Source organism: Bradyrhizobium betae (genome assembly GCF_008932115.1).
Classification (GTDB): Bacteria; Pseudomonadota; Alphaproteobacteria; order Rhizobiales; family Xanthobacteraceae; genus Bradyrhizobium; species Bradyrhizobium betae.
Map to the genome: position 1 here is coordinate 4,869,005 of NZ_CP044543.1, position 23,418 is coordinate 4,892,422.

Consider the following 23,418-nt stretch of genomic DNA (forward strand, 5'->3'; position numbering starts at 1 on the left):
TCACATGGTCCGTTGCGGCGCGGTTTGCAGCAACTGCCTGACATGCTCGCTGTAGAATTTCGCACTACCGGTGGTGCCGTGGCCGCGCGTCTCGGTGCTTGCTGGGATGAGATACAGCTTGCCGTTCCTGACGCGCTTCATCGCGGCCTCCGTGAGGCCGGTCTCGGGCGGATTGCGTTCGTCATCGGCGGAATTGATCAGCAGCAGCGACGCTTCGATCTTCTCAAGATTCTCGGCGGCATTGTAGTCGTGCGAGGACTCCCACTGATAGACGAAGTCATTCGCATCCGCTGTCATCGGCGTCGACAGCCGCTCGTCGACGATCTTGTCGGCCCGGGCCGCCGTGGGTGCCTGCGACTGGTAGGCCAGCGTGCCGCCGATGCTGGCGATGCCGTAGGCGGTGATCGCGTATTTCATCATGCGCGGCTGGATGGTGTAGTTGCCACCATTGTAGTCGGGGTCGTTGCGGATGGTGTCGAGCATGATCCGCCGCATCATCCAGTTGCGCGACGCCATCTCGGTCGGCTGCGACGCCATCGGCACCAGCGCGTCCATCTCCTGCGGATATTTCTCGCCCCACAGCCAGGTCTGCATGCCGCCCATCGAATTGCCGATCACGAGCCGCAGATGCTTGACGCCGAGGCCTTCCGTCACGAGGCGATGCTGCGCCTCGACCATGTCGTCGTAATTGTATTTCGGGAAGCTCGTCTTCATGCCATCCGACGGCTTTGACGATTTGCCGTGGCCGATCGCATCGGGGATGATGATGTAATATTTGGACGCATCGAGCGGCTGGCCGGCGCCGAACAGTTCGCCTGCGAAGGCGGGCGACAGCATGCTCGCGCCGGAACCGCCGGTGCCGTGCAGCACCAGCACCGGCTGGCCACTGGGCTCGCCGACGGTGGTGTAGTGCAGTTTCAATTCCGGCATGGTCTCACCGGTGTGGAACTTGAATTCTTTGGCGACCCAGTCGCCCTGTTTCGGCGCCGGATAGTCGGCGGCCACGGCGGGCATCGCGATGGACAGCAGGATGGCGGACAGCGCCACGCAAGAGGCTCTCATGTTTCTCTCCCCGAGCGGCTCATAGGGGCGGCCGCGTTGCGGGAACCTTAGCAGAACCGTCCGGAGCGATGTAGTATTTTGGCTCCGCCGATCGTCCTGCAGGGAAACATCGGGAGAGGCTGCATGTGCCGCAACATCAAGACGCTGTTCAATTTCGAACCGCCGGCGACGGAAGACGAGATCCACGCGAGCGCGTTGCAGTTCGTGCGCAAACTGTCCGGCTTCAACAAGCCGTCGCAGGCCAATGAGGAGGCTTTCGATCGCGCAGTCGCCGAGGTCTCGGAGGCCGCGCGAAAGCTCCTGACCTCGCTGCACACCCATGCGCCGGCACGGGATCGTGAGGTCGAGGCGGACAAGGCGAGGGAGCGTTCGCGGCTGCGGTTCGGTTAGTCCGGTCTCAACCGACCGTTCCGTGATCTGGCTCACGGTATAGGGCGTCTCGACTTGCGATGATGTCCACCGGGGTTTTGACAGCCCGGAGCACGACCATGAGCCGCCCCCTTATTCCCCTCAAAGCAGGTGCCGTTATTTTCACGCTGCTGTGGACCGCATGGATGATGTGGTGGAGCGGCTCGTTCAGCAGCGCGAACGTCATGATCCTGGCGTTGTGCGGCGCAGCGGTCGGCTATCTCTGGTACCGCGCCATGCGCTGGCAGTTCGAGCGCATGGGCATGTTGCCCCGACGGGAGGATCAGGCGAAGGAGACGTGATCGCTAGTCCTTGTGGCCGTGCTTCTTCTTTTTCTTCTTTTTCCGGTGCTCGTCGACTTCGCCTTCGCCGACGCCGCTCTCGTCATCGACGGGCGTCTCGTCGGTTTCCAGCACGGCGGCCTCGAGCGCCTCGCGGTCGGCGGCCTCACGCGCGCGCTGGCGGCGGCGTTCATCCCAGGCGTCGAAGAGCTGTTCCAGCCAAGGCAGCACCTGCTCGATCGACGGCAGCTGGCCGGGCGGTCCGGCTTCGCCGCGCGGTCCCTGCGGCCCCGCCGGCCCTTGCGGTCCGACCGGTCCTCGCGCACCGGCTTCGCCGGCCTTACCCGGCAGGCCGGGCTTGCCTTGTGCGCCGGCCTTTCCAGCCGGTCCGGGCTTGCCTTGCGGCCCCGGCTTGCCACGCACGCCGTCCGGCCCCCGCTTGCCCGGATGACCCTGCGGTCCCGGTCGTCCCGGCTCGCCCTGCCGCCCGCGCGGTCCCTGAGATCCCTGCCTTTTCTGTTCGTCTGCCACGCCACTGCTCCCTTGACCGGAAGCAAGCTACTTAGCGGCGTTTGACGACAGCAGCAATTCCGCCCGCGCGTCGCGGCGCGCTTGATCAACATCAATCGGCCGCAGGAAGCGCCGTGTCACTGAATGATACGCGACCGCAAATTTGCAGGGAGAGACCGATGCACGCAGCGTGGAAACTCTTCTGCCTGTCGGCAGTCATCCTTGCGGCGGCGCTCGGCCTTGCTCATCTGCTCGTGCCCGATGTCGTCCCGGTCGCATTTGCCGAGGAGCCGCAGGCGGCATGGGCGGTTCTGACGGCTTTCATGCTCCGCGCCATCGAGATGATCGCGGCCGCGGTCGCGATCGTCTCGCTTGCAGCTCTCGCCGGCAGACCGATCTACCTTGCCTGGTCGCGCGTCAGTCGTGATACGCGGGCACGTCGATGCCGGAAGCCGCATAGATCCTGATCTTGTTGCGCAGCGTGCGTACCGACAGGCCGAGCACGCGCGATGCACGGGTGCGGTTGCCGTCGCAGCGCGCCAGCGTCTGGAGCACGAGTTCGCGCTCGACCTCGTCGACGGTGGCGCCGATCAGCAACGGAACGATCTGGTTGGGGCTAAGGAATTGCGCGCCCGGCCCGGACGCAGCGACATGAACAGTGGTCATCATCATACTCCCCGATCAACGCCCGCTTCCATCTTTGGAAGCGGATCGAGAACAAACGACCCCCAAGCCGTAGATCTACGGTGGGCGGGTTTGGTTAACGAAAGGTTAATTGCGGGCCATCGCACAAGATGACCCCGGGATTGCCGCGAAGGCGCCGCGATTGGCACGAGATGCATGGCGATGCGGGCCGATCTCGTCCCGCAAATTCGCCGGCGCGCGTCACACCGTCCGGTAGCCGCCATCGACCATCAGGATCGTGCCCGTGACATAGGCCGACTGGTCCGAGGCCAGGAAGATCGCGGGGCCGACGATGTCCTCGGGCTTGCCGGTGCGCGCCAGCGGGGTGTGATCGACGAAGGCTTGCACCAGCGCGGGATTGGTCGCGCGCACATTGGCGTTGATGTTCGTCTCGATGAAGCCGGGCCCGATCGCGTTGACGCGTACGCCGTCCTTGCCGAGCTCGGCCGCGAGCGCCTTGGTGAAGCCGAGCACGCCGTGCTTCGAGGTCGTATACGCCGCCGAGCTCGGCGTGCGCAGATGCACGAAGGACTGGATCGAGCCGATATTGACGATGCGGCCCTTGGCTGCGCGCAAGGGGGCAAGGAATGCCTGCGTCACGTTGAAGACGCCGTTGAGGTTGAGCGAGATGATGTCGTTCCAGTCCTTTGCCACCGTCTCGGTCTCGGCGGTGAAGGCGTTGCGGCGGGTGATGCCGGCATTGTTGACGAGGATCGAGACCTGCCCGACCTTGTCGGCGACCTGCTTGGCCAGTCCGAAGCAATCCTCGCGCCTGGTCACGTCGAGTGCAAAGCTCTCGGCCTTGCCGCCGGCCTGGCGGATCTCTTGCGCTGCCTGCGCAACCGTGTCGGCGTTGACGTCGAGCAGGACCACCTTCGCGCCCTCGCGGGCGTAACCGGCAGCGATCGCCCGGCCGATGCCGGAACCGGCGCCCGTGATGACGGCGATATGGTTTTGGAGGAGAGGCATTGCGTTTCCCTGTCTATTTGTTTTTGAATGTTGCCGACGAGACTAGTTGAAAACCGAAGCGACGAAAACGTCGCGCGGCGCTCGCGCCTCATGCAATCGCGGCGGGCGACGACGGGTGCATGTGGCAAAGATGCCACGACGCGGCAGGAAAGTTGCCGGTTCGTGCCTGTCCGATTCGCCGTCGCATATGTCCAAGAAGTCCGGAGCCGTTGGCCTCACATCTTGTCCCAGACACATGGGCCGCGGCGATTCCGCGCGCCGACCGGGACATCGGGCGCATGAAGAAAGTGACATGCGGAAGTGCGGCGCTGATCGCGTTCGCGGTGACGGCGCCTGCCCTGGCGGCGGATATCGGGCTGCGCCCGCCACCAAGGCCCCGTTGACGGCCGCATCCCCCTGGAGTGGGTTCTATGCAGGTCTGGGGCTTGGCTCCCGCGCCACGCGCACAGATGCCGTGACCAGCTCGGAGACGATTGGCGGCATCCCGCAAAATTTGGCGGACGGACGGCCGACCGGCGCGTCGTTCGACGGGCTGGGCTTTCGTGCCAGCTCGTTTGTCGGATTCAACTGGCAGTTTGCCCCGCAGTGGGTCGCAGGCCTCGAAGGCGATATCGGCTTTGTCGATCAATCCACCAAGCGCCAATCGCAGGCCTTCTCGCCGGGCTTTACCGCGTTTCCGTTGCCACGCGACAGCCTGACCGTGAAGACCGATTGGGACGCCAGCTTGCGTGGACGCCTCGGCTTCCTGCTCACACCCGCCACGCTGGCCTACGCGACCGGCGGCATCGCCTGGCAGCGGAGCGGGATCAATTCCGTCTGCGTCGACAACGGCTGTCAGAGCGTTGGTTATTCGCCCGCCGTGATCTCGGTTTCCCGGACCCGGGCCGGATGGACCATCGGCGGCGGCATCGAGACCTCTCTTGGGGGCAACTGGTTCGCGCGCGCCGAATATCGCTATGCCGATTTTGGCGCCGCCCCGTTCACCATTTCCCGGACGGCCCTTATCAACCCGGCGTTCAGTCCGACCACGGACAATTTCGATCTCAGGATGCAGACGCATACTGCCTCGTTCGGCGTGGGCTACAAGTTTGGCGATCCGGTCGTGGCCGGAGCGGCGGCGGCGGCGGTGGTCAAGGCAGTTCCGATCGCGATGTCGTGGACCGGCCCGTATCTCGGTCTTGGCCTCGGCGCCCGGGCGCTGCAGGCGAGTGTGGCGGCGAAATCGGAAATATTTGGCGGGGCCCCGTTACGTATTGCCGAGCAGGCCCAGCCGTTCAACGGCACTGCATTCCGCGCCAACCCCTATGCCGGCATCAACTGGCAATTCGCTCCCAAATGGGTCGCCGGTATCGAGGGCGATGTCGGCTTTGCTGACCGGACCGCTACGCTTGATGGATATCCGGTGTCGCCCGCCTTCGGCACTTTCCAGACGACTACCGATTCTCTCGTGCTGAAGACGACGTGGGACGCGGGCCTTCGCGCACGTCTCGGTTTCCTGGTTACACCGGCGACACTTCTGTTCTTAAGTGGCGGCGCTGCGTGGCAGCATGACGAGGTGATTTCGACCTGCGGGAGCGAACCCTGCCGGAGAAGGTTCAGCCCCTCGCCGCCGGTGATCGCGAACGCCGCGACGAAGCCCGGCTGCACCATCGGCGGCGGCCTGGAGACGGCGCTCGGCCATCACTGGCTGGCTCGCGCCGAATACCGCTTCGCCGATTTCGGCACGTCGACCCTTAGTATCAGCCGAACGGGGACCTTCGCAACGAGCAACACTATCGACACGTTCGACGTCACGCTGCGCACCCACGTCGCGACTTTCGGCCTCGCGTATCTGTTCAACTGACCGGTGTCGGATCGGGCCGCCTGTCCGGCCGGTGCGCGGCGACGGCGATGTGGCTTGCGAGCAATTTCCTCCCGGATTCGTTTCTAAGTTTCATGAAAGGCTAACTCGAAATTAAGGGGTCGGAAACGGCCGCCTTGGCATACTGATCCTGGTTGCTAAACGTTGCGCGCATGATGGAACGGCTTGAATCCTGGAAACTGGCGCTCGAGCGGCTGCGGTCGGCGCAATCGGTCGATTGGGCCGAGGCGGGCCGGCTCGTGGCCGAGATCGTGCGGATGAGTCCGGATGCCACGCTGCGGCAGGCGGCCGAGCAGGCGCTTCCGGTGCTGCGCCAGGCCGTCGACAATGACGATCACAGCGTCACGATGGCGGCCCAGCGCCGCGTCGGCGTGGTGCTCGAGGTCGTCCATGGTCTCACCGCGCCGCGTTTCGGCCGCCGCAACGCCACGCCGAAGAAACTGTCCAGCGAGGATCGCGCCCGCAGGATGCTCGGCCTGCCGCTCGCCGTGCAGCTCACCTGCGAGGACATCAACCAGGCCTATCGGCGCGCCGCCAAGAGCACGCATCCCGACCATGGCGGCGACGCGCAGGCCTTCATCGACCTCGCCGCCGCACGGGATATTCTCATCCACCCGGGCGCCTACAAGGAGGCGTGAGCGCACTCAGCTCTTGCTGACGCAGCTCGGATAGGGTGCGGCTTCTCCCGTCACGATCGGGCAGAGATCAATCGGGCTGAGCTCACGCAGGCGCATCTGCCAGTGTTCGTCATTGACGGGCGGCTCGTCAGTCTCGGGACCGCGTTCCGCCCACTGGATGGTGTAGTAGTCGGTCGCGCCCTTCAGCGTGATCAGCAGCGCGGTCTCGCTGTGCCGGGTCGGGCCGCTGTCGACGCGGCCGCAGCCGATCACGGCGCCAAAGCCCGCGAAGCGGCCGAACTTCAGGACACCGAAAGGCCTTGCCGCAAAGCTGTCGGGGCAGGCCGATTTGAAGCCGCCGGCAATCGAGGCTGCGAATGTCTCGGGCGATGCGCCCGGCGTCAGCGTCATGCCCTTCTCGCCGATGACCGTGATCATCTGGGTCCAGCGCTCGGGCGTCTCGCCCTTCAGCACGGCCTCGCGGATGTAGTGACCGCCTTTGGTGTTCTCGAACACCGCGACGAAGTCTGACGGCATCGAAAAGCTGACGAGCTGGCCGAAGATCGGCGAGATCACGCGGAACGACTCCGGGGCCTGCGCTTGCGCCGTGAAGACGAGGGCGAGCGATACACCGAGGATAGAAGCCGTCGTGGTGAGCTTGCGCATCGATTGATCCCGCGGGAAGTGGATGGAAACGCAACCGGGCGAGGATGCTAGCGGCGCAGCCTTGTCCGGCCCTTGTCGCGCGCCGCTTCCAGGCCGCGTGCTCCGGACAAGATGTGAGTAGTTCCGCAATCCGGGCAGGTTCAAACGGCGTGCGAACAACCAGCGCTACGTCCACAAAAGAAAAGGGCGGCCCGCTCGCGCCGGCCGCCCTCGAAACCCGATCCGTCGTGTGACGCTTAGAGCGTGCAGCGGCGCTCCGCGCGCAGTTTGATCTGGAGGTCGGACGCGGCCGTGAAGGTCGGCAGCGGCTTGCTGACGATCTTGTAGGTCGATGCGCCCCACTGGAACGGCTTGTACTTCAGGTCCTCGTTCCAGACCTGGCAGATGCCGGTGTTGTCCCAGCGGATCACGTAATAGCCGACCTTGGCGGAGGCGGGCACGGCAAACACGGTGGTGGCGATGCCGGCAACGGCACAAAGGGCGAGAACGCGACGCATGAAATATCTCCTGATGGGAACGTGACCGCAAACTGGTGCGGCAAAATGGTGCCTCTGGCAAGCCGGGCGACGGTCGATCACGGATATGTCAGACGACGTCCTCCTTGCGGATCATGCCTTGGCGAGCGAGGCGACTGCCTCGATCTCGATCAGCATCTTCGGATCTGGCAGCGCGTGCACCACGCAGGTGGTGCGTGCGGGGTAGGGCGGCGGGCCGAAGGCGCCGGCATAGAGCGCGTTCATGGCGGCGACGTCGGAGGCGCGGGTGAGCAGCACGTTGACCTTGGCGAGATCGCGCATTGTCGCGCCGGCCTCGTCCAGCACCCGCCGGATGTTGACGGCAACATTGGCGAACTGCGCCTCGAAGCCGTCGGGCAGCGCGCCATTGGCGTCGAAGCCGGGAATGCCGGAGACGAACAGGAGATCGCCGACGCGCGTGGCAAAGGACAGCGGCGGCGCCTTGACGTGCGGCGGGGGCGCGAAATGCTGGATCGGCATGGGGTCACCTCGGACGGGATTGAGTGTCATAGCGTAGCGACAGGCCGGGCCTGCTCCAACAGGAAACGCGAAAACAACCCCATGCACAGTAGGGACCGGACCGGAATCATTGAGCTATTTCAAAATTCGGGAAGGGCGAATTTTTTGCTTGCTCCGTCGGGCAAAACAGGAGCAGGATGGCATGGTGGGGATGCGTGTCGTGTCGCGCCAAACTCCGCTGTCATGCCACGGCTAGACCGGGGCATCCAGTACGCCGCAGCCTCCCCGCATCGCACTGCCGTCTCGGAGTACTGGATCACCCGGTTGAACCGGGCGATGACAGTTGGGGGTGTTGAGACAGGCCACGCCTCACGCACATCCCATCATGTTGCCGCCGCGATCCATCGGATAAATTCGCTGCGTCTGATTCGATCCCTCCTTGAAAAATAGCCCCCGGAGACTGCCATGAAGATCGCTTCCTCCTTACGCGCCGCGCTGGTCGCCATTGCCGCGCTTGCCGGCCTCACGACGTCGGCGCTGGCCGACGGCGGCACCGTGGTGCTGACGATCTACAAGGCGGGCTGGATCATCGGCGGGTCCGGCGGCTCCGGCGTGCTGAACTTCCGCGGCCGCTCCTATGCGCTGTCGACCGGCGGGCTCGATTACGGCCTCGTCTTCGGCGGTTCCAAAACGGTGCTGCGCGGCCGCGTCTCCAACATCAACCGTCCCTCCGACGTTGCCGGCGTCTACGGCGCCGCCGGTGCGGGCCTTGCGATCGGCCGCGGCGCCCGCGCCATCGTGCTGACCAACCAGAAGGGCGCGGTGCTGGAGCTCACCGGCACGCAGGTCGGCCTGATGGCGAATGCCGATCTGAGCGGACTTGCGATCACGATGCGATAGGGCACGGCGTGATGCGTAGGGTGAGCAAAGGCGCGTGAGCGCCGTGCCCACCACCGCGCCAGAGTTTGCAATGCGCCGCTCGCGGCCATCCTTCGAGACGCGCGCAAGAGCGCGCTCCTCAGGATGAGGTCCTGTCATTGCGGTGACAGAAATGGTGGGCACGCTCCGCTTTGCCCACCCTACAATCTCTACAATCTCTCCATCGGCGTGCCGCCGCGTGACGGGCTTGCAACACTCCCGCGCATTCGGCGCAACGTCGTTCGATCGAAGGACGCCAGACGTCACCCAATTGGACTACGGCTTCGGGCAGAAGTTTTGCACCGGGGCCCGACATGCGACGTTCATCGACCTGCCGACACATGCCGGGATTGCTTTGCGGCAGTGCGCTGCTGGCCGGGCTGGCGCTCGCCGCACCGGCACAGGCCGCGGACCTCGTGCCGAAGTCCTTCGTGAAGGCGCCGCCGCTGGTGGCGTCGTCGTGGACGGGATTCTATGCCGGCCTCGGCCTCGGCTTTCGATCGACCAGCGCCGACCTCACCACCACGTCGGTGCTGGAAGACGGCGTGCCCCGTGACCTGACCGGAGGCGTGTTGACCCAGCCGTTCGACGGCACGGGCTTCCGCGTCAATCCCTATGCCGGTTACAACTGGCAGGTCGCACCCCACTGGGTCGTCGGCATTGAAGGCGATGTCGGCTTCGGTGACCAGACCACGGTACTGCCGGGATTTCGCGCCTCGCCGCGGGCCGGCTCGTCCACGTTCGCGGTCGACAGCCTTTCGGTCAAGACGACATGGGATGCCAGCCTGCGGGGCCGCGCCGGCTATCTGCTGACGCCGGCGACGCTGGTCTATGCGACCGGTGGCCTTGCCTGGCAGCATTTCGACGTCACCTCGGTCTGCGTCGGCGCAACCTGCAACGATGCCACGCCGACCACGGTCTCGAACTCGGTGACGAAGACCGGCTGGACGCTGGGGGCCGGCCTCGAGACCGCGCTGTGGGGCAACTGGCTGCTGCGCGGCGAATATCGCTACGCCGATTTCGGCAGCGCGCCGATGGCGATCGCGCGCACGCAGAGCGGCGCAGGGCCCGCGCTCACGGTCGACAATTTCGACACCAGGCTGCGGACCCACACCGCCAGCGTCGGACTCGCTTACAAATTCGGCGAGCCTGTCATCGGCGGCCGCTCGCATCCGTTGCAGGCACAGGCCGCGATGCTGCCGTCCTGGATGGGCGCCTATGTCGGCCTTGGTCTCGGTGCGCGCGCCACGCGCACCGATCTCACCGCAACATCGGAATCGGTTGGAGGCTTCACGGACGATGTCCTCGATCGCCGCGCCAACAACCGCCCGATGGATAACGTCGCGTTCCGCGCCAGCCCCTATGCCGGCTATCTCTGGCAGCTCGCCTCGCAATGGACAGCGGGCGTCGAGGGCGATTTTGGCTTCGCCGATCGCACCACCACGCGCGAAGGCTTCACCACCATCTTTCTCGCGGACTCCCAGTCGCCCGGCGAAAGCCTCTCGATCCGCAACCGGTGGGACGCCAGCCTGCGCCTGCGCGGCGGCTATCTCGTCAATCCGCAGACCATGCTCTACGCCACCGGCGGCGTGGCCTGGCAGAACTTCGAACTGACCTCGACCTGCACCAGCGGCCCCTGCACCGGCTTCGTCGCGCTGTCGCCGGCGATCATCAGCCAGTCCACCACGAAGACCGGGTGGACGCTCGGTGGCGGCCTCGAGACCGTGCTGTGGGGCAACTGGCTGGCGCGCGCCGAATTTCGCTATGCGGACTACGGCAAGGCCGGCTTTACAGTGGCGCGGTCGAGCGGAAGGGCTGACCACGATCCATCCGCGAACACGTATGACGTCGCAATGCGCGCGCATCTGGCGACGTTCGGGGTGACGTACCGGTTCCAGTGAGTGCGGCGGGGACGGTGCGTAGGGTTGGTTAGCCGTAAGGCGTAACCCACCACTGTCTCTATCCGAGGACGCGAAAGAAGTAGGTTACGCCGAGCGGACTGCGCCTCGCGCAGCCGCGGGGCTAACCCACCCCACAATCCGTTACGGCAGCACGGCGGTGCGACGCCGGTCCAGCGCATTCGCATGGGCCATCCACTCCGGCAAAGGCTCACCGTCGCGATGCCGGCCGCCGGCACACGCTGCCGCCCAGGCCGAGATGGCGCCGAGCAGAATGGCTGTGGCCACCGAGAACGCCAGGATGATCGTGCTTCGCCGCGACCGCGCGATCGCCGTCTTGGCGTTGGCGATGACGGTGTCGACGCGGCGCTCGGCGTCAGCCGGCGCGAGGCCGGTGGTGCCGACGACCTGCTGGATCAAATAGGTGCGGTCGTCCGCGCTGAGGCCGTCATGGCTCGACGTCGTGAGAAGGATGCGGCCGGCTTCAGCGCGTTCCGCACTGAGATCGACCGTGGGCGCGCGGCGCCCGGCCCGGTAGAGACGGTCGAGCTCGTAGCTGAGCAGCGGCTCGGCGGCGCTCGTGCGCGCCGACGTGGCGCCCGTTGGCGTGCGCGACAAGGTCGCCGCGCCCAGCAGCGTGGCGAGCACAGCGCCCATCACCACCGCGAGCGCCCAGACCGCCAGTCCGTGCAGGCCGTCCGCCTGCTCGGTGTGCTCGACCGGACCGCCCGGCGCGGCCGGTGTGCGCACCCAGCCGGCGATGTAGCCGCCCAGCCCGAAGCTGAGGATCGCCTGCAGGATGAGATAGATGCCGGACAGGATCCATAACGCCACGGAGGCGTCGCGCCAGGTCGGCGCAGCGGAGGTGACCCCGAGCCCGACGCTTGCGCCGAACGTCACCATGACGAACGACAGCGCTGTGGCCGCGAACGCCCCGAGCAGGATCGGCGACCATTGCAGATAGCGCGAACCGCGATCGGCGCGGGTCGCCTCGACATCGGCGCGCGGCGCCGGGGGAAGGCCTTCCATCGACATTTCCATCATCCTTGCTCAGCGCAAGCCGAAGAAGGACAGCACAGCCAGGATCACCACCACCAGGCCAACCAGATAAATCAAACCGTTCATTGTCGCCTCCGTTCCGTTGTCGGCGTCAATTGTGCCTGCCCGTTAAAGTTCCTATGCCGGGACAATGTTGCAAAGCAGAACATCAGGCGCTTTGCCCGCGATGTGTGTGAGATCGTGCCGCCCTTCGCTATCGGCCACCCGCAACCTCATACTTAAGTTCACTTTTGACGGCGAGCCAAGGTGAACAGCCGTGCAGCAGGGGCAAGTGCTACCGACGATCCTGGTTGTCGAGGACGATCCCCTCATTCGCGGGCTCGTTGAAGAAGCGCTGGCCGACGGCGGATTTGGCACCGTGATCGTGAGTTCCGGCGAGGAAGCCATCGCCTTGCTCAAGGGCGAAACCAACGATTACCGCGCCCTCGTCACCCACATCAACCTGAGCGGCCCCATCGACGGCTGGGACATTGCCCGCGTCGGCCGCGAAATCGATGCTATATTTCCGATCGTCTACATGACCGGCGCCGCAGGCGACGAGTGGCCCTCGAAGGGCGTGCCCGGCAGCATCCTGCTGGCCAAGCCATTCGCCCCCGCGCAACTCGTGACGGCGCTATCCCAGCTTCTCAACGCGGGCACGCCGACAGGCTGATGCGTCCTGGCGCGGTCAGTCCGCTGAAGGGCTGTTGATCCACATCGCAAGCTCGCGCCACGGCTCCAGCGTCCAATGCCCGGATGCAGCGCCCGACGGCGAGGGCAGTACGAAGATCTCCGGCAGACTTGCGTCGCGCCGCTGCCGCCCCAGCGCAATCGCGCTCGACGGCCGGCCATAGAACAGGCTTGCCGCCTTCTTGCTCGTGAACGCGATCGTCCGCGGCCGATACGTCTCCATCTTCGCCCTGAACCCCGCGACGTCGATCGACGCGGTCGCGATCTGATGATCCATCCCGGCGCCCGACTTGGAGAGATCGGTGAAGCCGATCCCGAGGCCGAGGAGATCAGCGAACTCGTCCGGCTGATAGCGCCGCGGCGTGATGCCGGCCTCATGGATCGCGCGCCAGAAGCGGTTGCCGGGATGGGCATAGTAGTGCCCGAGCTCGGCCGAGCGCGTCGAGGCGGCGGTGCCGACGAAGACGAGGCGGAGGTTGGGGCGGAGCTGGTCGGGGAGGCGGTGGGGCGAATCGTCGAGCATTTAGATTGGACGGAAGAAAACTGAGTTCACCTCAAACCATCGCCTAACAATCTTTGGTGGAAAATCGCGTGGCGTAGTTATGCTGGTAGTGATAGCCTAAGATATTAGGGAGCAACAACATCATGACGCAAGCCCAAGGCATTGTGAATAACGAGTTTGATGCTGCAAAGATTATCGCAGAAACTTTAGCTGGATTGGATCGGCCGCAACAGGAAAGAGCGTTGCGTTTTGCTAGCGAAGCTCTCGGGTTGAAGGCGCCGGAAGCTTCAGCGCCGGCCGGGCGACAAGCTGAACATTTAGCTTCAGTCGAGAACGTTCGCGAACCAGCGAGGGCGCTAGACATAAAGCAATTTACAGAAGCCAAAGCGCCACAAAGTGATCAGCAATTTGCTGCTGTGACTGCATACTATTATCAGTTCGAAGCGCCCGCTCACGCGCGTCGCGAAAGTATCGATGCTGAACTCCTAAGTGAGGCAGCGCGGCTTGCGACCAGAAAACGCCCAAGCCGATATGCCCTTAACAACGCAAAGAACGCGGGATATCTAGATTCGGCTGGGCATGGCGAGTTTCGATTGAATACTGTTGGCGAAAATCTAGTGGCAATCACGCTACCTGGAAAGGCAGCTACGGCCGGTCAAAAAGCTGGCCGTCAGAGGAGGCAGCCAGCCGGCCGCAAGGCATCATCGAGGAAAAAGACCAAGGCGTAGTCCGCATCGGGAGTATCTTAATATGACCGCGGCCCTTGATGCGATCGATGCAGCTCTTCAAGAAGTTACGACAGCGAGAATTCTAGTAGCCAGGATTCGGTCCAAGCAGGTCCGCGGAGCCGACCAACTCGCTGGCTTAAAGTCGCTTGCTTATGCATGGTTTAACACGCATCGCAAGTCGCTGGAGAACCGTTCTGACATTGACATAAATTCGATCAACGACGCCTTTCAAACTATTCTGAATTCTGCGGATAGGAGCGCCGCCAGAACCACCTACCTTGGAGCTCTCACGCGAGCAAAAACTTCGCTCATGGCGGTGCGAACTGAAGTCTTGCGGAACGGGACGATGAATAGTCCTCAGCATTCCGACGATGTTCCGCCGGATTTTTCACCGTTAGCTGGCAGCCCGCAGATGAACGCCATCCTAGCTAACCGGTGGTTAGAATGCTGCAAGTGTGTGTCAGCTCAAGCGCATCTTGCGGCAATAGTCATGATGGGGGGATTGCTTGAGGCGCTTTTTGTCGCGCGCGCGAACAAGATGACCGACAAATCGAGCCTGATCAAAGCAAAAGCTGCTCCGATCGATAAGAAATCGGGCAAGACTGCGGACTATCAGGAATGGATGCTCGATTCGTATATTCGCGTTGGGCACGAACTGGGCTGGATTACCGAGTCTGCTAAGCAGATAGCCGATGTTATAAAAGAGTTCCGAAATTACGTTCATCCAGCGAAGGAGCTTCGACACGGAGTGGCGCTCGCGCACAATGATTCTGCCATGTTCTGGAACGTTACCAAAGCACTCGTAAGGCAGTTGTTGCTTAGCGCAAGGTAAGTAATGGCAGCGAATTGCTCGGCCAAATTTCTCATTTCGATTTCAAAAGTGCTGCGCGTATGGGGATGATTTCTTTATACTAGGTCGGCGAGTAATCGCCGGCCTAGTAGGATTTGACCGTGCACGGCGACCTCACAACACCCGATTGCTCTCCTTCACCTTCTCCGCATCCAGATAAACGCTGCTCCCCATCTCCTTGAACTTCGCGCTCATCTGCTTCATGCCGTCCTCGGCAGTGCCGGCCATCGACATGCCGATGCTGTTCGGATCGTTCAGCGTAGCCGCATAATCCCGCACGTCCTGGGTGATCTTCATCGAGCAGAACTTCGGACCGCACATCGAGCAGAAATGGGCGACCTTGTGGGCTTCCTTCGGCAGGGTCTCGTCGTGGAAGTTCTTGGCGGTCTCGGGGTCGAGGCCGAGGTTGAACTGGTCGTTCCAGCGGAAGTCGAAGCGGGCGCGGGAGAGGGCGTCGTCGCGCAGTTGCGCGGCGGGGTGGCCCTTGGCGAGATCGCTGGCGTGGGCGGCGATCTTGTAGGTGATGACGCCGACCTTGACGTCGTTACGATCGGGCAGGCCGAGATGCTCCTTCGGCGTGACGTAGCAGAGCATGGCGCAGCCGAACCAGCCGATCATGGCGGCGCCGATCCCTGAGGTGATGTGGTCGTAGCCCGGCGCGATGTCGGTGGTCAGCGGTCCAAGCGTGTAGAACGGCGCCTCGCCGCATTCCTTGAGCTGCTTGTCCATGTTGATCTTGATCTTGTGCATCGGCACGTGGCCGGGGCCTTCGATCATGACCTGGCAGCCCTTGTCCCACGCGATCTTCGTCAGTTCGCCGAGCGTTTCGAGTTCGGCGAATTGCGCGCGGTCGTTGGCGTCCGCGATCGAGCCCGGGCGCAGGCCGTCGCCGAGCGAGAACGAGACGTCATACTTGCGCATGAGGTCGCAGATCTCGTCGAAATGGGTATAGAGGAAGCTCTCCTTGTGATGCGCCAGGCACCACTTCGCCATGATCGAGCCGCCGCGGCTGACGATGCCGGTGACGCGGCTGGCGGTGAGGTGGATGTAGGACAGGCGCACGCCGGCATGAATGGTGAAATAGTCGACGCCCTGCTCGCACTGCTCGATCAGCGTGTCCTTGTAGAGCTCCCAGGTCAGCTTGACCGGATCGCCGTCGCACTTCTCCAGCGCCTGATAGATCGGAACGGTGCCGATCGGCACCGGCGAGTTGCGCAAGATCCATTCGCGGGTGGTGTGGATGTTGCGGCCGGTGGAGAGGTCCATCACGGTGTCGGCGCCCCAGCGGATCGCCCACACCATCTTCTCGACCTCCTCCTCGACCGACGACGTCACCGCGGAGTTGCCGATATTGGCGTTGATCTTGGTCAGGAAGTTGCGGCCGATGATCATCGGCTCAAGTTCTGAGTGGTTGATGTTGCAGGGAATGATGGCGCGGCCGCGCGCGATCTCAGCTCGGACGAATTCCGGGGTGATGAAGGCGGGGACCGAAGCGCCAAAGCTCTCGCCATCGGCAAGGGCTGCTTCCGCGCGCTCGAGCTGCTCTTTGCGGCCGAGGTTTTCGCGCGCGGCGATGTAGATCATTTCCTTGGTGACGATGCCGGCGCGGGCGAATTCGAGCTGGGTGATCTTGTGGCCGTCGAGGCCGCGCAGCGGCTGGTGATAGGCGCTGAACGCGCGCGCGGCCTTGTCGGCGGAGACGCTGCCATTGTCCTCCGGCTTGATCTGCCGGCCCTGATACTCCTCGACGCCGCCGCGCTCCAGCACCCACTGTTTGCGGCCGCGCGCAAGGCCAGCGTTGACGTCGATGGTCACGGACGGATCGGTGTAGGGGCCGGAGGTGTCGTACACCGGCAGGTTCGGCTCGCCGGCGCCCTCGGAGAGGATGATCTCGCGCAGGGGCACGCGCAGCTCGGGCGCGGCGTCGGGCGAGGCGAAGATCTTTCGCGAGGAGGGGAGGGGGCCGGTGGTGACGGCGGGGACGGTTTTTTCGGGATTGGAGCGGATGTTCATGGGATCCTCCGGTTTAATTCGTTGAGGTCGCTGTGCGTGCGTCGATAAAAGGTGTCATCCCCGCCTAGTGCGCAATTGCGCACGGGGGGCGGGGATCCAGTATTCCAGAGGCCACAGTGGGATACGGAGAGGCCGCGGCGTACTGGATCGCCCGGTCAAGCCGGGCGATGACAGTGGAGTGTGGGGCGAGAGAGTGTGGATCACGCCGCCTCCTTCGACTCGCCGAGCCATTGCCGCACCCGGGCATCGGGGTCGGCGTTTTGCGTCACGTCGGACACCACTGCGATGGAATCCGCGCCGGCGGCAAAAATCTCCGCGGCGTGCTCGAACTTGATGCCGCCGATCGCGACCAGCGGGATGCTGCCGATGCGCTTCTTCCATTCCGTGATCTTCGGAATGCCCTGCGGTTCGAAGCGCATCGACTTCAAGGTGGTGAAGAAGATCGGGCCGAGCGCGACGTAGTCGGGCTTTGCCGCGAGCGCGGTTTCAAGCTCGGCGTCGTCATGGGTGGAGATGCCGAGCGAGAGGCCGGCTTCGCGGATGGCCGCGAGGTCGGCCTCGGCGAGATCCTCCTGGCCGAGATGCAGGTACTTCGCGCCGGCCACGATCGCCGCGCGCCAGTAGTCGTTCACGACCAGCTTGGCCTGCGTGCCCTCGGTGATCGCCAGCGCATCGGTGACGACCTGCAGGGCCTGCGAGTCGTTGAGGTCCTTGGCGCGCAGCTGGATAGTGCCGACGCCGAGCTTGGTCAGGCGCTCGACCCACGCGAGGCTGTCGACGACGGGATAGAAGCGATCAGGATACGGCATGCCAGAACGGTGTCCCAACGACAGGGGTGGAAGGGGAGGCGAAGTCGCGGGCGTTCATCAGCCCGGCTTCATAAGCGGTGCGGCCGGCCTCGCAGCCGAGGCGGAAGGCGTTCGCCATCGCGACGGGATCGGCGGCTTTGGCGATCGCGGTGTTGAGCAGCACGGCGTCGTAGCCGAGCTCCAGCGCCTGGGCTGCGTGGGAGGGCGCGCCAAGGCCGGCATCGACCACCAGCGTGATGTCGGGCAGCCGCTCGCGCAGCAGCTTGAGCGCGTCGGGGTTGATGATGCCCTTGGCGCTGCCGATCGGCGCGGCCCACGGCATCACCACCTTGCAGCCGGCATCGACCAGACGATTGGCGACGGAGAGATCCTCGGTGCAATAGGGGAATACTTCAAAACCGTCCTTGATCAGGATGCTTGCGGCTTCGACGAGGCCGACGACGTCGGGCTGCAGCGTGTCGTTGTCGGCGATCACCTCGAGCTTGATCCAGCTGGTGCCGAACAATTCGCGCGCGAGCTTGGCCGTGGTGACGGCTTCGCGCACGGTGCGGCAGCCGGCGGTGTTCGGCAGCACGGTGACATCGAGCTCGCGGATCAGATTCCAGAACGCGTCGCCGGTCTTGCCGCCGGCGGATTCGCGCCGCAGCGACACCGTGACGATGTTCGAGCCGGAGGCGCGGATCGCGGCCTGCATGATCGCGGGTGACGGATAGAGCGCGCTGCCGATCAGCAGGCGGGAGGGGAAGGTTTTGCCGTAGAAGGTCACCATGTGAGAGGTGTCTCCTGAGTTGACGCTGTCATCCCCGCGAAGGCGGGGATCCAGTACGCCGCGGCCGCGCGGCAGGAACCGAGACGCTGCGGCGTACTGGATCGCCCGGTCAAGCCGGGCGATGACAGCGGAGAGTGTGGAGAGAGCACCATCCTCACCCTCCCTGCCGCGGCGTGATGATCTCGATCTCGTCGCCCGCCTTGAGATGGGTTTCGGCCCAGCGGCTCTTCGGCACGACGTCGTAATTCAGCGCGATCGCGAAATGGGTGCCCTCGTAGTCGAGCTCCGACAGCAGCGCGTCGACGCTGGCGGAACTCACCTCGCGCTGCTCGCCGTTGACGATCACCCGCATTGCATCACCTCATTGTCGATCTGGCCGCGCTGGACGTATTGCAGCGTCAGCTCGGCGAGCGCCGGTGCGATCAGGAAGCCGTGGCGGTAGAGCCCGTTGACGCTGATCCTGCCGCCGCGAATGCCGATGCGCGGGAGATTGTCGGGGAAAGCGGGGCGCAGGCCGGAGCCGAACTCGACGATGCGGGCCTCGCCGAAGGCGGGATGCACGGTATAGGCCGCGCCGAGCAATTCGAGCGCCGAGCGGACGCTGACGCCGGTGTCCTCGGCCTCGATCGAGGTCGCGCCCAGCATGAACAGATTGTCCTCGCGCGGGATCACGTAGAGCGGCCAGCGCGGATGGATCAGCCGCACCGGGCGGGCCAATTGCACCTCGTTCGTTTCGATCAGGACCATCTCGCCCTTGACGCCGCGCAGCTCCTTCTGCTCGTCGCGCGCGCCGAGGCCGCGGCAGTCGATCACGATGCCTTTAGGATCGAGTTCTGCCAGGTCACCAGCGGACACGTCGCTGCCGAACTTGATGGTGCCGCCGGCCGCGATGATGCGCTCGTGCAGCTTCGGCAGCACCCGGCGCGGCTCGACATGGCCTTCGTTGGGGAAGAACAGCGCGTCGCGGAAGCGGCCCTCCAGCGACGGCTCGAGCTCGGCGAGGCTGGCTGCATCGAGCCGGCGATGGTCCTCGGTCATCCGGGCAAAGCGCTCGAAATCATTGCGCTCGCGCGGATGGGCAACGACGAGCGAGCCGTTGAAGGGTGTGTCGGGCAGTTCGCGGCGCCAGATGTCGAGCGAGCGCTGGCCGAGCCGGGAGATGATGGGTTCGGCGACCTCCGCCTCGCAATAGGGCGCGAGCATGCCGCCGGCCCAATGGCTGGTGGAAGCGGCCATGGTGGCGTCGCCGCGCTCGTGGAGCGTGACGGGGTGGCCGGCCTGTGCGAACAACAGGGCCTGCCAGGCGCCCGCAATGCCTGCGCCGATGATGGATACCGGGGAATCCGGTCGTTTGGTCGTCTGCAACATCCCTGTCCCTTCGCCGGCATGACCCGGATCAGGTTCAAAGGGTCACCGCGGTCCTGGGCCTGCCTGCTGAAGTGCAGGCTTGCCCATTTAGCGGTATCTCAGCTCCTCCTCGGAGCACCCCTCGGAACGGCTCTAATGTAGGCTTGTGACGGCTGGTGTCAACGCATTAGGCCCGGAACCTGCGCCCGGGCGTTGCGGACGCGCTGGGCGAGCTTCCGGTGCGGCGGGGTGCCGAACATCGGCTGCGGATTGCCGTTCGGCTCCAGCCAGACCTGGGAATTCGTCTCGGTGCTGGCCTGCTGCACCATCTCCTGCCGCTGCCGCTTGGCGGCGTAGTAATAGCCGCCCGCGAAATAACGCACGGCCTGGGCGTGGTCGCCATTGGCGGCGCGATAGGCGCCGGCGAGGTATTTGACCGCGTAGGTGAGGTTGGTGTTGGGGTCGCGCAGGCCCGCGGCATCGCCGGTGTAGCCGAGCCCCCGGGCGGTCGCGAGCTTGATCTGCATCAGGCCGATGGTGCCGCCGTGGCCGACCAGGCCGGACTGGTAGCGGCTCTCGCGCATGATGACACGGTGCACCAGCGCTTCCGGCACGCCGTTGGCGCGCGCATGGGTCGCGACCATCTCGGCATATTCGGCTTCGCCCGCGAATGCGGCCTGCGGCAAGGTCAGTCCGGCCGCGAGCAGCGCGGCGACGCGTAAAATTTTCATCAGATGTCCCGGGTCCCTGACTGGCGATGTCGCGAAGTGACCTGCGCCGGCTGCCGTTAGGCCTCCCGATCGCGGCGATGATGTGGCCGAACGCCGCCTCCAGCGAATGGCGTCGGGCCCTGACTACGACTCAGAGCTGGCGCCGGGGTTCCCTCGGCCAAGGGAGAGAGGGCAAGGGAGGCGAGCGCCTCAGGCCGCCAGCCGCGGCTGCTGCCAGACCGGCAATTGCATGCGCACGATCAGCCCGTGCGGCGCGCGGTCGTGCAGCGACAGCTCGCCGCCATGGGCGAGCGCGATCGCGTGCGCGATCGACAGGCCGAGGCCGAAACCGGTGGAATCGTCCATGGTGCGCGCATCGTCGCCGCGCACGAACGGCTCCAGCATCTCCTGCTTGCGCGCGTCCGAAATGCCGGGGCCGTCGTCCTCGACGTCGATGACGAGTTTCGTGCCGTCGATGTCGAGACGGATCGTCACCTCGGCGCCGAAGCGCACCGCGTTCTCGACCAGGTTGGTGACGCCGCGATGCAGATCGTCGGGACGCGCGGCGGCGGTCGCGGACGCCGGCCCGTCGTAGTGCACGACGTGGCCCATGTCGCCGAACTGGTCGGCGATGAGCTGCAGCGTGCTGGCGATGTCGACCAGCGTCACCGCCTCGATCTTGCGGTCGTTGCGCAGCAGCGACAGCACGGATTCCAGCATCGAGCGCATCTGGTCGAGATCGATCAGCATGCGCCTGCGATTGCCCTCGTCCTCGATGAATTCGGCGCGGAGGCGCAGCCGCGTGATCGGCGTGCGCAGATCATGGCTGATCGCGGCCAGCATGCGGGTGCGATCGGACATCAGCCGCGCGATCCGCTCGTGCATGCGGTTGAGCGCGCGCGCGACCGAGCGGATCTCTTCCGGGCCGCGCTCGGGCAGCGGATCGGCGGCCTCGCCGTCCAGGCTGAAATTCTCCGCCGCCCTGGCGAAGGAGGACAGCGGCGCGGCCAGCGCATAGGCCGCCCACAGGCCGAGCATGGTGACGCTGATCAGCGCGAACAGCAGCGTGATCATCCACGGGCCGCCCCAGAACCGCGGCGGATAGGGCGATTGCTCGACGCGGCCCGCGATCATGGTGCCGTCGGGCAATCCAACCGCGATCCGGTGCGCGCCGCCCTGCGGCGCCAGCGCGAGAACCTTGTACTGGTGGCCGAGGTGGCGGCGGACATTGCGCAGATGCGGGCTGTCGCCGTCATCGGTGGCCGGAGTGGTCCCCGGTGCGAGCAGCTCGATGCCGGCCCTGGGAAACGCGCGTGCGATATCGGCGAGAATGCGCGGCCGCTCGCTGGCATCGGCGCCGCTCAGCAGCAGGGCGGCATCGGCGAGCTGATGCGCGCTGTCGGGCGGCGGATCGGCACGGTCCGGCCGGCTGATCAGGAAGCTGGCGGTCAGGATCAGATGCAGCGCGACGATCGACGCCACCACCAGCGCGGCGATCTGTCCGCCGATACTCTTGAGGTGGAAGAAGCGGAACGGCGTCATGGCGGCCGCCCCACTAATTGCCCAGGGGCGCCGCGACCGCTTCGTGGCTGGCTACTTCAGCCCCAGCCACTTCAGTTCTGGGCGTGAACAGATAGCCGCCGGAGCGCACCGTCTTGATGATGCTGGGATCGGCCGGATTGGGCTCGATCTTGCGGCGGATGCGGCTGACGAGCACGTCGATGGAGCGTTCGAACGAGCCGGTGTTGCGCCCCTGCGTGAGGTCGAGCAGGCTGTCGCGCGACAGCACGCGGCCGGGCCGCTCGCAGAACGTCCTGAGCAGGTCGAACTCGGCGCTGGTCACCGCGACGCGCGCGCCCTCCGGGTTGCGCAGCTCGCGCAGCCGCAGATCGATGCGCCAGCCCTCGAAGGCGAGCGTGCTCGCGCCTTCGATCGAGCTCGCCGCTTGCGCAGCGGCCTGGCGGCGCAGCACCGCGTTGATGCGCGCGAGCAGCTCGCGCGGGTTGAAGGGTTTTGGCAGATAGTCGTCCGCGCCCATCTCGAGGCCGACGATGCGATCGACGTCCTCGCCGCGCGCGGTCAGCATGATGATCGGCGTCTGCGTCTCCGAGCGCACCTTGCGGCACAGGCTCAAGCCGTCTTCGCCGGGCAGCATGACGTCGAGGATGATGAGGTCGACGCGATGATCGGCCATGGCGCGCGACATCTCGCGGCCGTCGCTCACGGCGGTGACGTTGCAGGCGTTGTTGCGCAGGTACTTCGCAATCAACGTCCGGGTTTCGCGGTCGTCTTCGACAACCAGGATGTTGGGAGAGGGATTGGCCATGCGCTTTGTTTGTCCAAGATTCGGGCCAAAAGGCGAAGATTTTTGTTTCGGTATGTTTCCGGGTGCCCGGTTGCAACACCCGGCAACAGCTCGGCAGTGGTGCGGCAAGGTCTCGTTAAGGCCGTTAACCATACCGTGATGGCGCCACACAAGAAACCCCGCAAAAACCACGGAGCCATCATGACCTCGATTTCGGCGGCCTCCGCCGGTAACTACCAGTCGCCGTTGCAGCGGCTGCAGCAGGAATTGCAATCGGAAGTCTCCGCCGGCACGATCTCGTCGTCGGACCAGTCGGCGCTCTCCACCGCGCTGACCGACATCGACACCGCGCTCCAGCAGAGCCGGTCAAGCGACCAGTCGAGCGGCACGCGTCCCTCCAAGGACGACATGAAGTCGAAGATCGACGACCTCATCTCCAACGAGGTGTCGAACGGTACGCTGACTTCGGACCAGGCGGACGCGTTGAAGAACGTGTTTCAGTCCGCCTTCGCGAACGGACCCGGCGGCGCCGGCGGCGCCGGCGGACCACCGCCCGGTCCGCCGCCGTCGGACGGCAGCTCTTCGGATTCGTCTTCGACGACTGACTCGACCAGCAGCACGTCGACCGCTTCCACCACGGCGGAGATCCTCCAGCAATTCCTTCAGGCGCTGCAGCAGTCGCAATCATCGAGCTCGTCCTATGGCGCCAACGGCAGCTCGTCCGGCAGTTCGGACCTCTCCGCACTTCTGATCGACTGCAAGAGCTGACCTGCGCGACGCGGGTCGGCGCGGTCCTCGTCGCGATGATG

27 protein-coding genes and 1 riboswitch are annotated in these 23,418 nt (G+C 65.0%); of the genes, 10 read left to right on the forward strand and 17 right to left on the reverse strand.

Annotated elements, in window-relative coordinates; all coding sequences use genetic code 11:
* On the reverse strand, positions 1-1,062 hold the full coding sequence (locus F8237_RS23310; protein ID WP_151648266.1) for an alpha/beta fold hydrolase: 1,062 nt from the start codon (positions 1,060-1,062) through the stop codon (positions 1-3).
* Between the two features lie 123 nt (positions 1,063-1,185).
* On the opposite strand from F8237_RS23310, the gene F8237_RS23315 reads away from it, so the two are divergent.
* Together F8237_RS23315 and F8237_RS23320 are read left to right on the forward strand one after the other, a co-directional pair.
* Positions 1,186-1,452, forward strand: coding sequence for a DUF2277 domain-containing protein (locus F8237_RS23315; protein ID WP_015684182.1), 267 nt, complete (start codon positions 1,186-1,188; stop codon positions 1,450-1,452).
* Positions 1,453-1,550: 98 nt separating this feature from the next.
* On the forward strand, positions 1,551-1,772 hold the full coding sequence (locus F8237_RS23320; protein ID WP_151648268.1) for a hypothetical protein: 222 nt from the start codon (positions 1,551-1,553) through the stop codon (positions 1,770-1,772).
* Between the two features lie 3 nt (positions 1,773-1,775).
* On the opposite strand, the gene F8237_RS23325 is transcribed toward F8237_RS23320, so the two are convergent.
* From F8237_RS23325 to F8237_RS23340, 3 genes are all read right to left on the reverse strand, one after another.
* On the reverse strand, positions 1,776-2,282 hold the full coding sequence (locus tag F8237_RS23325) for a collagen-like domain-containing protein (protein WP_151648270.1): 507 nt from the start codon (positions 2,280-2,282) through the stop codon (positions 1,776-1,778).
* Between the two features lie 396 nt (positions 2,283-2,678).
* Positions 2,679-2,927 (reverse strand): helix-turn-helix domain-containing protein, encoded by a 249-nt coding sequence (locus F8237_RS23335; protein WP_151648274.1) that lies wholly within the window; start codon positions 2,925-2,927, stop codon positions 2,679-2,681.
* A 219-nt stretch (positions 2,928-3,146) separates the two neighbouring features.
* Positions 3,147-3,914, reverse strand: a complete 768-nt coding sequence (locus F8237_RS23340) for an SDR family NAD(P)-dependent oxidoreductase (RefSeq protein WP_151648276.1) — start codon at positions 3,912-3,914, stop codon at positions 3,147-3,149.
* 46 nt (positions 3,915-3,960) lie between these two features.
* Here F8237_RS23340 and F8237_RS23345 point away from each other — a divergent pair, with 46 nt between their 5' ends.
* Complete coding sequence (locus F8237_RS23345; RefSeq protein WP_151648278.1) at positions 3,961-5,757, forward strand: outer membrane protein; 1,797 nt, start codon at positions 3,961-3,963, stop codon at positions 5,755-5,757.
* 170 nt (positions 5,758-5,927) lie between these two features.
* Positions 5,928-6,413 carry a J domain-containing protein gene (locus F8237_RS23350; RefSeq protein ID WP_151648280.1) on the forward strand — a complete coding sequence of 162 codons (486 nt, stop codon included), beginning with the start codon at positions 5,928-5,930 and terminating at the stop codon, positions 6,411-6,413.
* A 6-nt stretch (positions 6,414-6,419) separates the two neighbouring features.
* Here the strand turns inward: F8237_RS23350 and F8237_RS23355 are convergent, their stop codons facing one another.
* The 3 genes from F8237_RS23355 to F8237_RS23365 all read right to left on the reverse strand — a co-directional run bounded on the left by F8237_RS23355 (position 6,420) and on the right by F8237_RS23365 (position 8,053).
* Positions 6,420-7,058 (reverse strand): hypothetical protein, encoded by a 639-nt coding sequence (locus tag F8237_RS23355; protein ID WP_151648282.1) that lies wholly within the window; start codon positions 7,056-7,058, stop codon positions 6,420-6,422.
* A gap of 236 nt (positions 7,059-7,294) precedes the next feature.
* On the reverse strand, positions 7,295-7,555 hold the full coding sequence (locus tag F8237_RS36110) for a hypothetical protein (protein ID WP_162006181.1): 261 nt from the start codon (positions 7,553-7,555) through the stop codon (positions 7,295-7,297).
* A gap of 111 nt (positions 7,556-7,666) precedes the next feature.
* Positions 7,667-8,053, reverse strand: coding sequence for a RidA family protein (locus tag F8237_RS23365; protein ID WP_151648284.1), 387 nt, complete (start codon positions 8,051-8,053; stop codon positions 7,667-7,669).
* A gap of 444 nt (positions 8,054-8,497) precedes the next feature.
* Between F8237_RS23365 and F8237_RS23370 the strand changes: the two genes are divergently transcribed.
* Both F8237_RS23370 and F8237_RS23375 read left to right on the forward strand, forming a co-directional pair.
* Positions 8,498-8,932, forward strand: coding sequence for a hypothetical protein (locus F8237_RS23370; protein ID WP_151648286.1), 435 nt, complete (start codon positions 8,498-8,500; stop codon positions 8,930-8,932).
* A 332-nt stretch (positions 8,933-9,264) separates the two neighbouring features.
* Positions 9,265-10,851 carry an outer membrane protein gene (locus F8237_RS23375; RefSeq protein WP_244625953.1) on the forward strand — a complete coding sequence of 529 codons (1,587 nt, stop codon included), beginning with the start codon at positions 9,265-9,267 and terminating at the stop codon, positions 10,849-10,851.
* A 141-nt stretch (positions 10,852-10,992) separates the two neighbouring features.
* Here the strand turns inward: F8237_RS23375 and F8237_RS23380 are convergent, their stop codons facing one another.
* Entirely contained in the window at positions 10,993-11,883 is an 891-nt protein-coding gene (locus F8237_RS23380; RefSeq protein ID WP_151648288.1) for a hypothetical protein, read from the reverse strand.
* Between the two features lie 280 nt (positions 11,884-12,163).
* Here F8237_RS23380 and F8237_RS23385 point away from each other — a divergent pair, with 280 nt between their 5' ends.
* Positions 12,164-12,559: a response regulator gene (locus tag F8237_RS23385; protein WP_151648290.1), complete on the forward strand. Its 396-nt coding sequence runs from the start codon at positions 12,164-12,166 to the stop codon at positions 12,557-12,559.
* A 15-nt stretch (positions 12,560-12,574) separates the two neighbouring features.
* Here the strand turns inward: F8237_RS23385 and F8237_RS23390 are convergent, their stop codons facing one another.
* Positions 12,575-13,099 carry a mismatch-specific DNA-glycosylase gene (locus tag F8237_RS23390; RefSeq protein ID WP_151648292.1) on the reverse strand — a complete coding sequence of 175 codons (525 nt, stop codon included), beginning with the start codon at positions 13,097-13,099 and terminating at the stop codon, positions 12,575-12,577.
* 122 nt (positions 13,100-13,221) lie between these two features.
* Between F8237_RS23390 and F8237_RS23395 the strand changes: the two genes are divergently transcribed.
* On the forward strand, positions 13,222-13,806 hold the full coding sequence (locus F8237_RS23395; protein ID WP_151648294.1) for a hypothetical protein: 585 nt from the start codon (positions 13,222-13,224) through the stop codon (positions 13,804-13,806).
* A 22-nt stretch (positions 13,807-13,828) separates the two neighbouring features.
* Positions 13,829-14,638: a hypothetical protein gene (locus F8237_RS23400; RefSeq protein WP_151648296.1), complete on the forward strand. Its 810-nt coding sequence runs from the start codon at positions 13,829-13,831 to the stop codon at positions 14,636-14,638.
* A 132-nt stretch (positions 14,639-14,770) separates the two neighbouring features.
* On the opposite strand, the gene thiC is transcribed toward F8237_RS23400, so the two are convergent.
* The 8 genes from thiC to F8237_RS23445 all read right to left on the reverse strand — a co-directional run bounded on the left by thiC (position 14,771) and on the right by F8237_RS23445 (position 22,630).
* Positions 14,771-16,669, reverse strand: coding sequence for a phosphomethylpyrimidine synthase ThiC (thiC, locus tag F8237_RS23405; protein WP_151648298.1), 1,899 nt, complete (start codon positions 16,667-16,669; stop codon positions 14,771-14,773).
* A gap of 200 nt (positions 16,670-16,869) precedes the next feature.
* Complete coding sequence (locus F8237_RS23415; protein WP_151648302.1) at positions 16,870-17,478, reverse strand: thiamine phosphate synthase; 609 nt, start codon at positions 17,476-17,478, stop codon at positions 16,870-16,872.
* Positions 17,465-18,247: a thiazole synthase gene (locus F8237_RS23420; RefSeq protein WP_151648303.1), complete on the reverse strand. Its 783-nt coding sequence runs from the start codon at positions 18,245-18,247 to the stop codon at positions 17,465-17,467. The genes F8237_RS23415 and F8237_RS23420 overlap by 14 nt, the downstream gene beginning before the upstream one ends.
* 154 nt (positions 18,248-18,401) lie before the next feature.
* The gene (gene thiS / locus F8237_RS23425; RefSeq protein WP_151648305.1) at positions 18,402-18,599 is read right to left on the reverse strand and encodes a sulfur carrier protein ThiS; all 198 of its coding nucleotides are present in this window, start codon (positions 18,597-18,599) and stop codon (positions 18,402-18,404) included.
* Complete coding sequence (locus F8237_RS23430) at positions 18,590-19,615, reverse strand: FAD-dependent oxidoreductase (protein WP_151648307.1); 1,026 nt, start codon at positions 19,613-19,615, stop codon at positions 18,590-18,592. The genes thiS and F8237_RS23430 overlap by 10 nt, the downstream gene beginning before the upstream one ends.
* A riboswitch (TPP riboswitch) is annotated at positions 19,603-19,747 on the reverse strand. Its footprint overlaps the gene before it by 13 nt.
* A gap of 26 nt (positions 19,748-19,773) precedes the next feature.
* Complete coding sequence (locus F8237_RS23435) at positions 19,774-20,325, reverse strand: lytic transglycosylase domain-containing protein (protein ID WP_151648310.1); 552 nt, start codon at positions 20,323-20,325, stop codon at positions 19,774-19,776.
* A gap of 189 nt (positions 20,326-20,514) precedes the next feature.
* Complete coding sequence (locus F8237_RS23440) at positions 20,515-21,846, reverse strand: ATP-binding protein (RefSeq protein WP_151648312.1); 1,332 nt, start codon at positions 21,844-21,846, stop codon at positions 20,515-20,517.
* Between the two features lie 13 nt (positions 21,847-21,859).
* Complete coding sequence (locus F8237_RS23445) at positions 21,860-22,630, reverse strand: response regulator (RefSeq protein WP_151648314.1); 771 nt, start codon at positions 22,628-22,630, stop codon at positions 21,860-21,862.
* A 180-nt stretch (positions 22,631-22,810) separates the two neighbouring features.
* Here F8237_RS23445 and F8237_RS23450 point away from each other — a divergent pair, with 180 nt between their 5' ends.
* Positions 22,811-23,377, forward strand: a complete 567-nt coding sequence (locus F8237_RS23450) for a hypothetical protein (RefSeq protein ID WP_162006182.1) — start codon at positions 22,811-22,813, stop codon at positions 23,375-23,377.
* Positions 23,378-23,418: the final 41 nt, after the last annotated feature.

Bases quoted from the DNA above. Each gene is read 5' to 3' on its own strand.
- F8237_RS23310 (WP_151648266.1), bottom strand. From the start codon at position 1,062: ATGAGAGCCTCTTGCGTGGCGCTGTCCGCCATCCTGCTGTCCATCGCG.
- thiC (WP_151648298.1), bottom strand. From the start codon at position 16,669: ATGAACATCCGCTCCAATCCCGAAAAAACCGTCCCCGCCGTCACCACC.
- F8237_RS23440 (WP_151648312.1), bottom strand. From the start codon at position 21,846: ATGACGCCGTTCCGCTTCTTCCACCTCAAGAGTATCGGCGGACAGATC.
- F8237_RS23320 (WP_151648268.1), top strand. From the start codon at position 1,551: ATGAGCCGCCCCCTTATTCCCCTCAAAGCAGGTGCCGTTATTTTCACG.
- F8237_RS23350 (WP_151648280.1), top strand. From the start codon at position 5,928: ATGATGGAACGGCTTGAATCCTGGAAACTGGCGCTCGAGCGGCTGCGG.
- F8237_RS23390 (WP_151648292.1), bottom strand. From the start codon at position 13,099: ATGCTCGACGATTCGCCCCACCGCCTCCCCGACCAGCTCCGCCCCAAC.
- F8237_RS23375 (WP_244625953.1), top strand. From the start codon at position 9,265: ATGCGACGTTCATCGACCTGCCGACACATGCCGGGATTGCTTTGCGGC.
- F8237_RS23445 (WP_151648314.1), bottom strand. From the start codon at position 22,630: ATGGCCAATCCCTCTCCCAACATCCTGGTTGTCGAAGACGACCGCGAA.
- F8237_RS23355 (WP_151648282.1), bottom strand. From the start codon at position 7,058: ATGCGCAAGCTCACCACGACGGCTTCTATCCTCGGTGTATCGCTCGCC.
- F8237_RS23315 (WP_015684182.1), top strand. From the start codon at position 1,186: ATGTGCCGCAACATCAAGACGCTGTTCAATTTCGAACCGCCGGCGACG.
- F8237_RS23365 (WP_151648284.1), bottom strand. From the start codon at position 8,053: ATGCCGATCCAGCATTTCGCGCCCCCGCCGCACGTCAAGGCGCCGCCG.
- F8237_RS23435 (WP_151648310.1), bottom strand. From the start codon at position 20,325: ATGAAAATTTTACGCGTCGCCGCGCTGCTCGCGGCCGGACTGACCTTG.
- F8237_RS23430 (WP_151648307.1), bottom strand. From the start codon at position 19,615: ATGTTGCAGACGACCAAACGACCGGATTCCCCGGTATCCATCATCGGC.
- F8237_RS23370 (WP_151648286.1), top strand. From the start codon at position 8,498: ATGAAGATCGCTTCCTCCTTACGCGCCGCGCTGGTCGCCATTGCCGCG.
- F8237_RS23335 (WP_151648274.1), bottom strand. From the start codon at position 2,927: ATGACCACTGTTCATGTCGCTGCGTCCGGGCCGGGCGCGCAATTCCTT.
- F8237_RS23415 (WP_151648302.1), bottom strand. From the start codon at position 17,478: ATGCCGTATCCTGATCGCTTCTATCCCGTCGTCGACAGCCTCGCGTGG.
- F8237_RS23400 (WP_151648296.1), top strand. From the start codon at position 13,829: ATGACCGCGGCCCTTGATGCGATCGATGCAGCTCTTCAAGAAGTTACG.
- F8237_RS23450 (WP_162006182.1), top strand. From the start codon at position 22,811: ATGACCTCGATTTCGGCGGCCTCCGCCGGTAACTACCAGTCGCCGTTG.
- F8237_RS23340 (WP_151648276.1), bottom strand. From the start codon at position 3,914: ATGCCTCTCCTCCAAAACCATATCGCCGTCATCACGGGCGCCGGTTCC.
- F8237_RS23380 (WP_151648288.1), bottom strand. From the start codon at position 11,883: ATGTCGATGGAAGGCCTTCCCCCGGCGCCGCGCGCCGATGTCGAGGCG.
- F8237_RS36110 (WP_162006181.1), bottom strand. From the start codon at position 7,555: ATGCGTCGCGTTCTCGCCCTTTGTGCCGTTGCCGGCATCGCCACCACC.
- F8237_RS23395 (WP_151648294.1), top strand. From the start codon at position 13,222: ATGACGCAAGCCCAAGGCATTGTGAATAACGAGTTTGATGCTGCAAAG.
- thiS (WP_151648305.1), bottom strand. From the start codon at position 18,599: ATGCGGGTGATCGTCAACGGCGAGCAGCGCGAGGTGAGTTCCGCCAGC.
- F8237_RS23420 (WP_151648303.1), bottom strand. From the start codon at position 18,247: ATGGTGACCTTCTACGGCAAAACCTTCCCCTCCCGCCTGCTGATCGGC.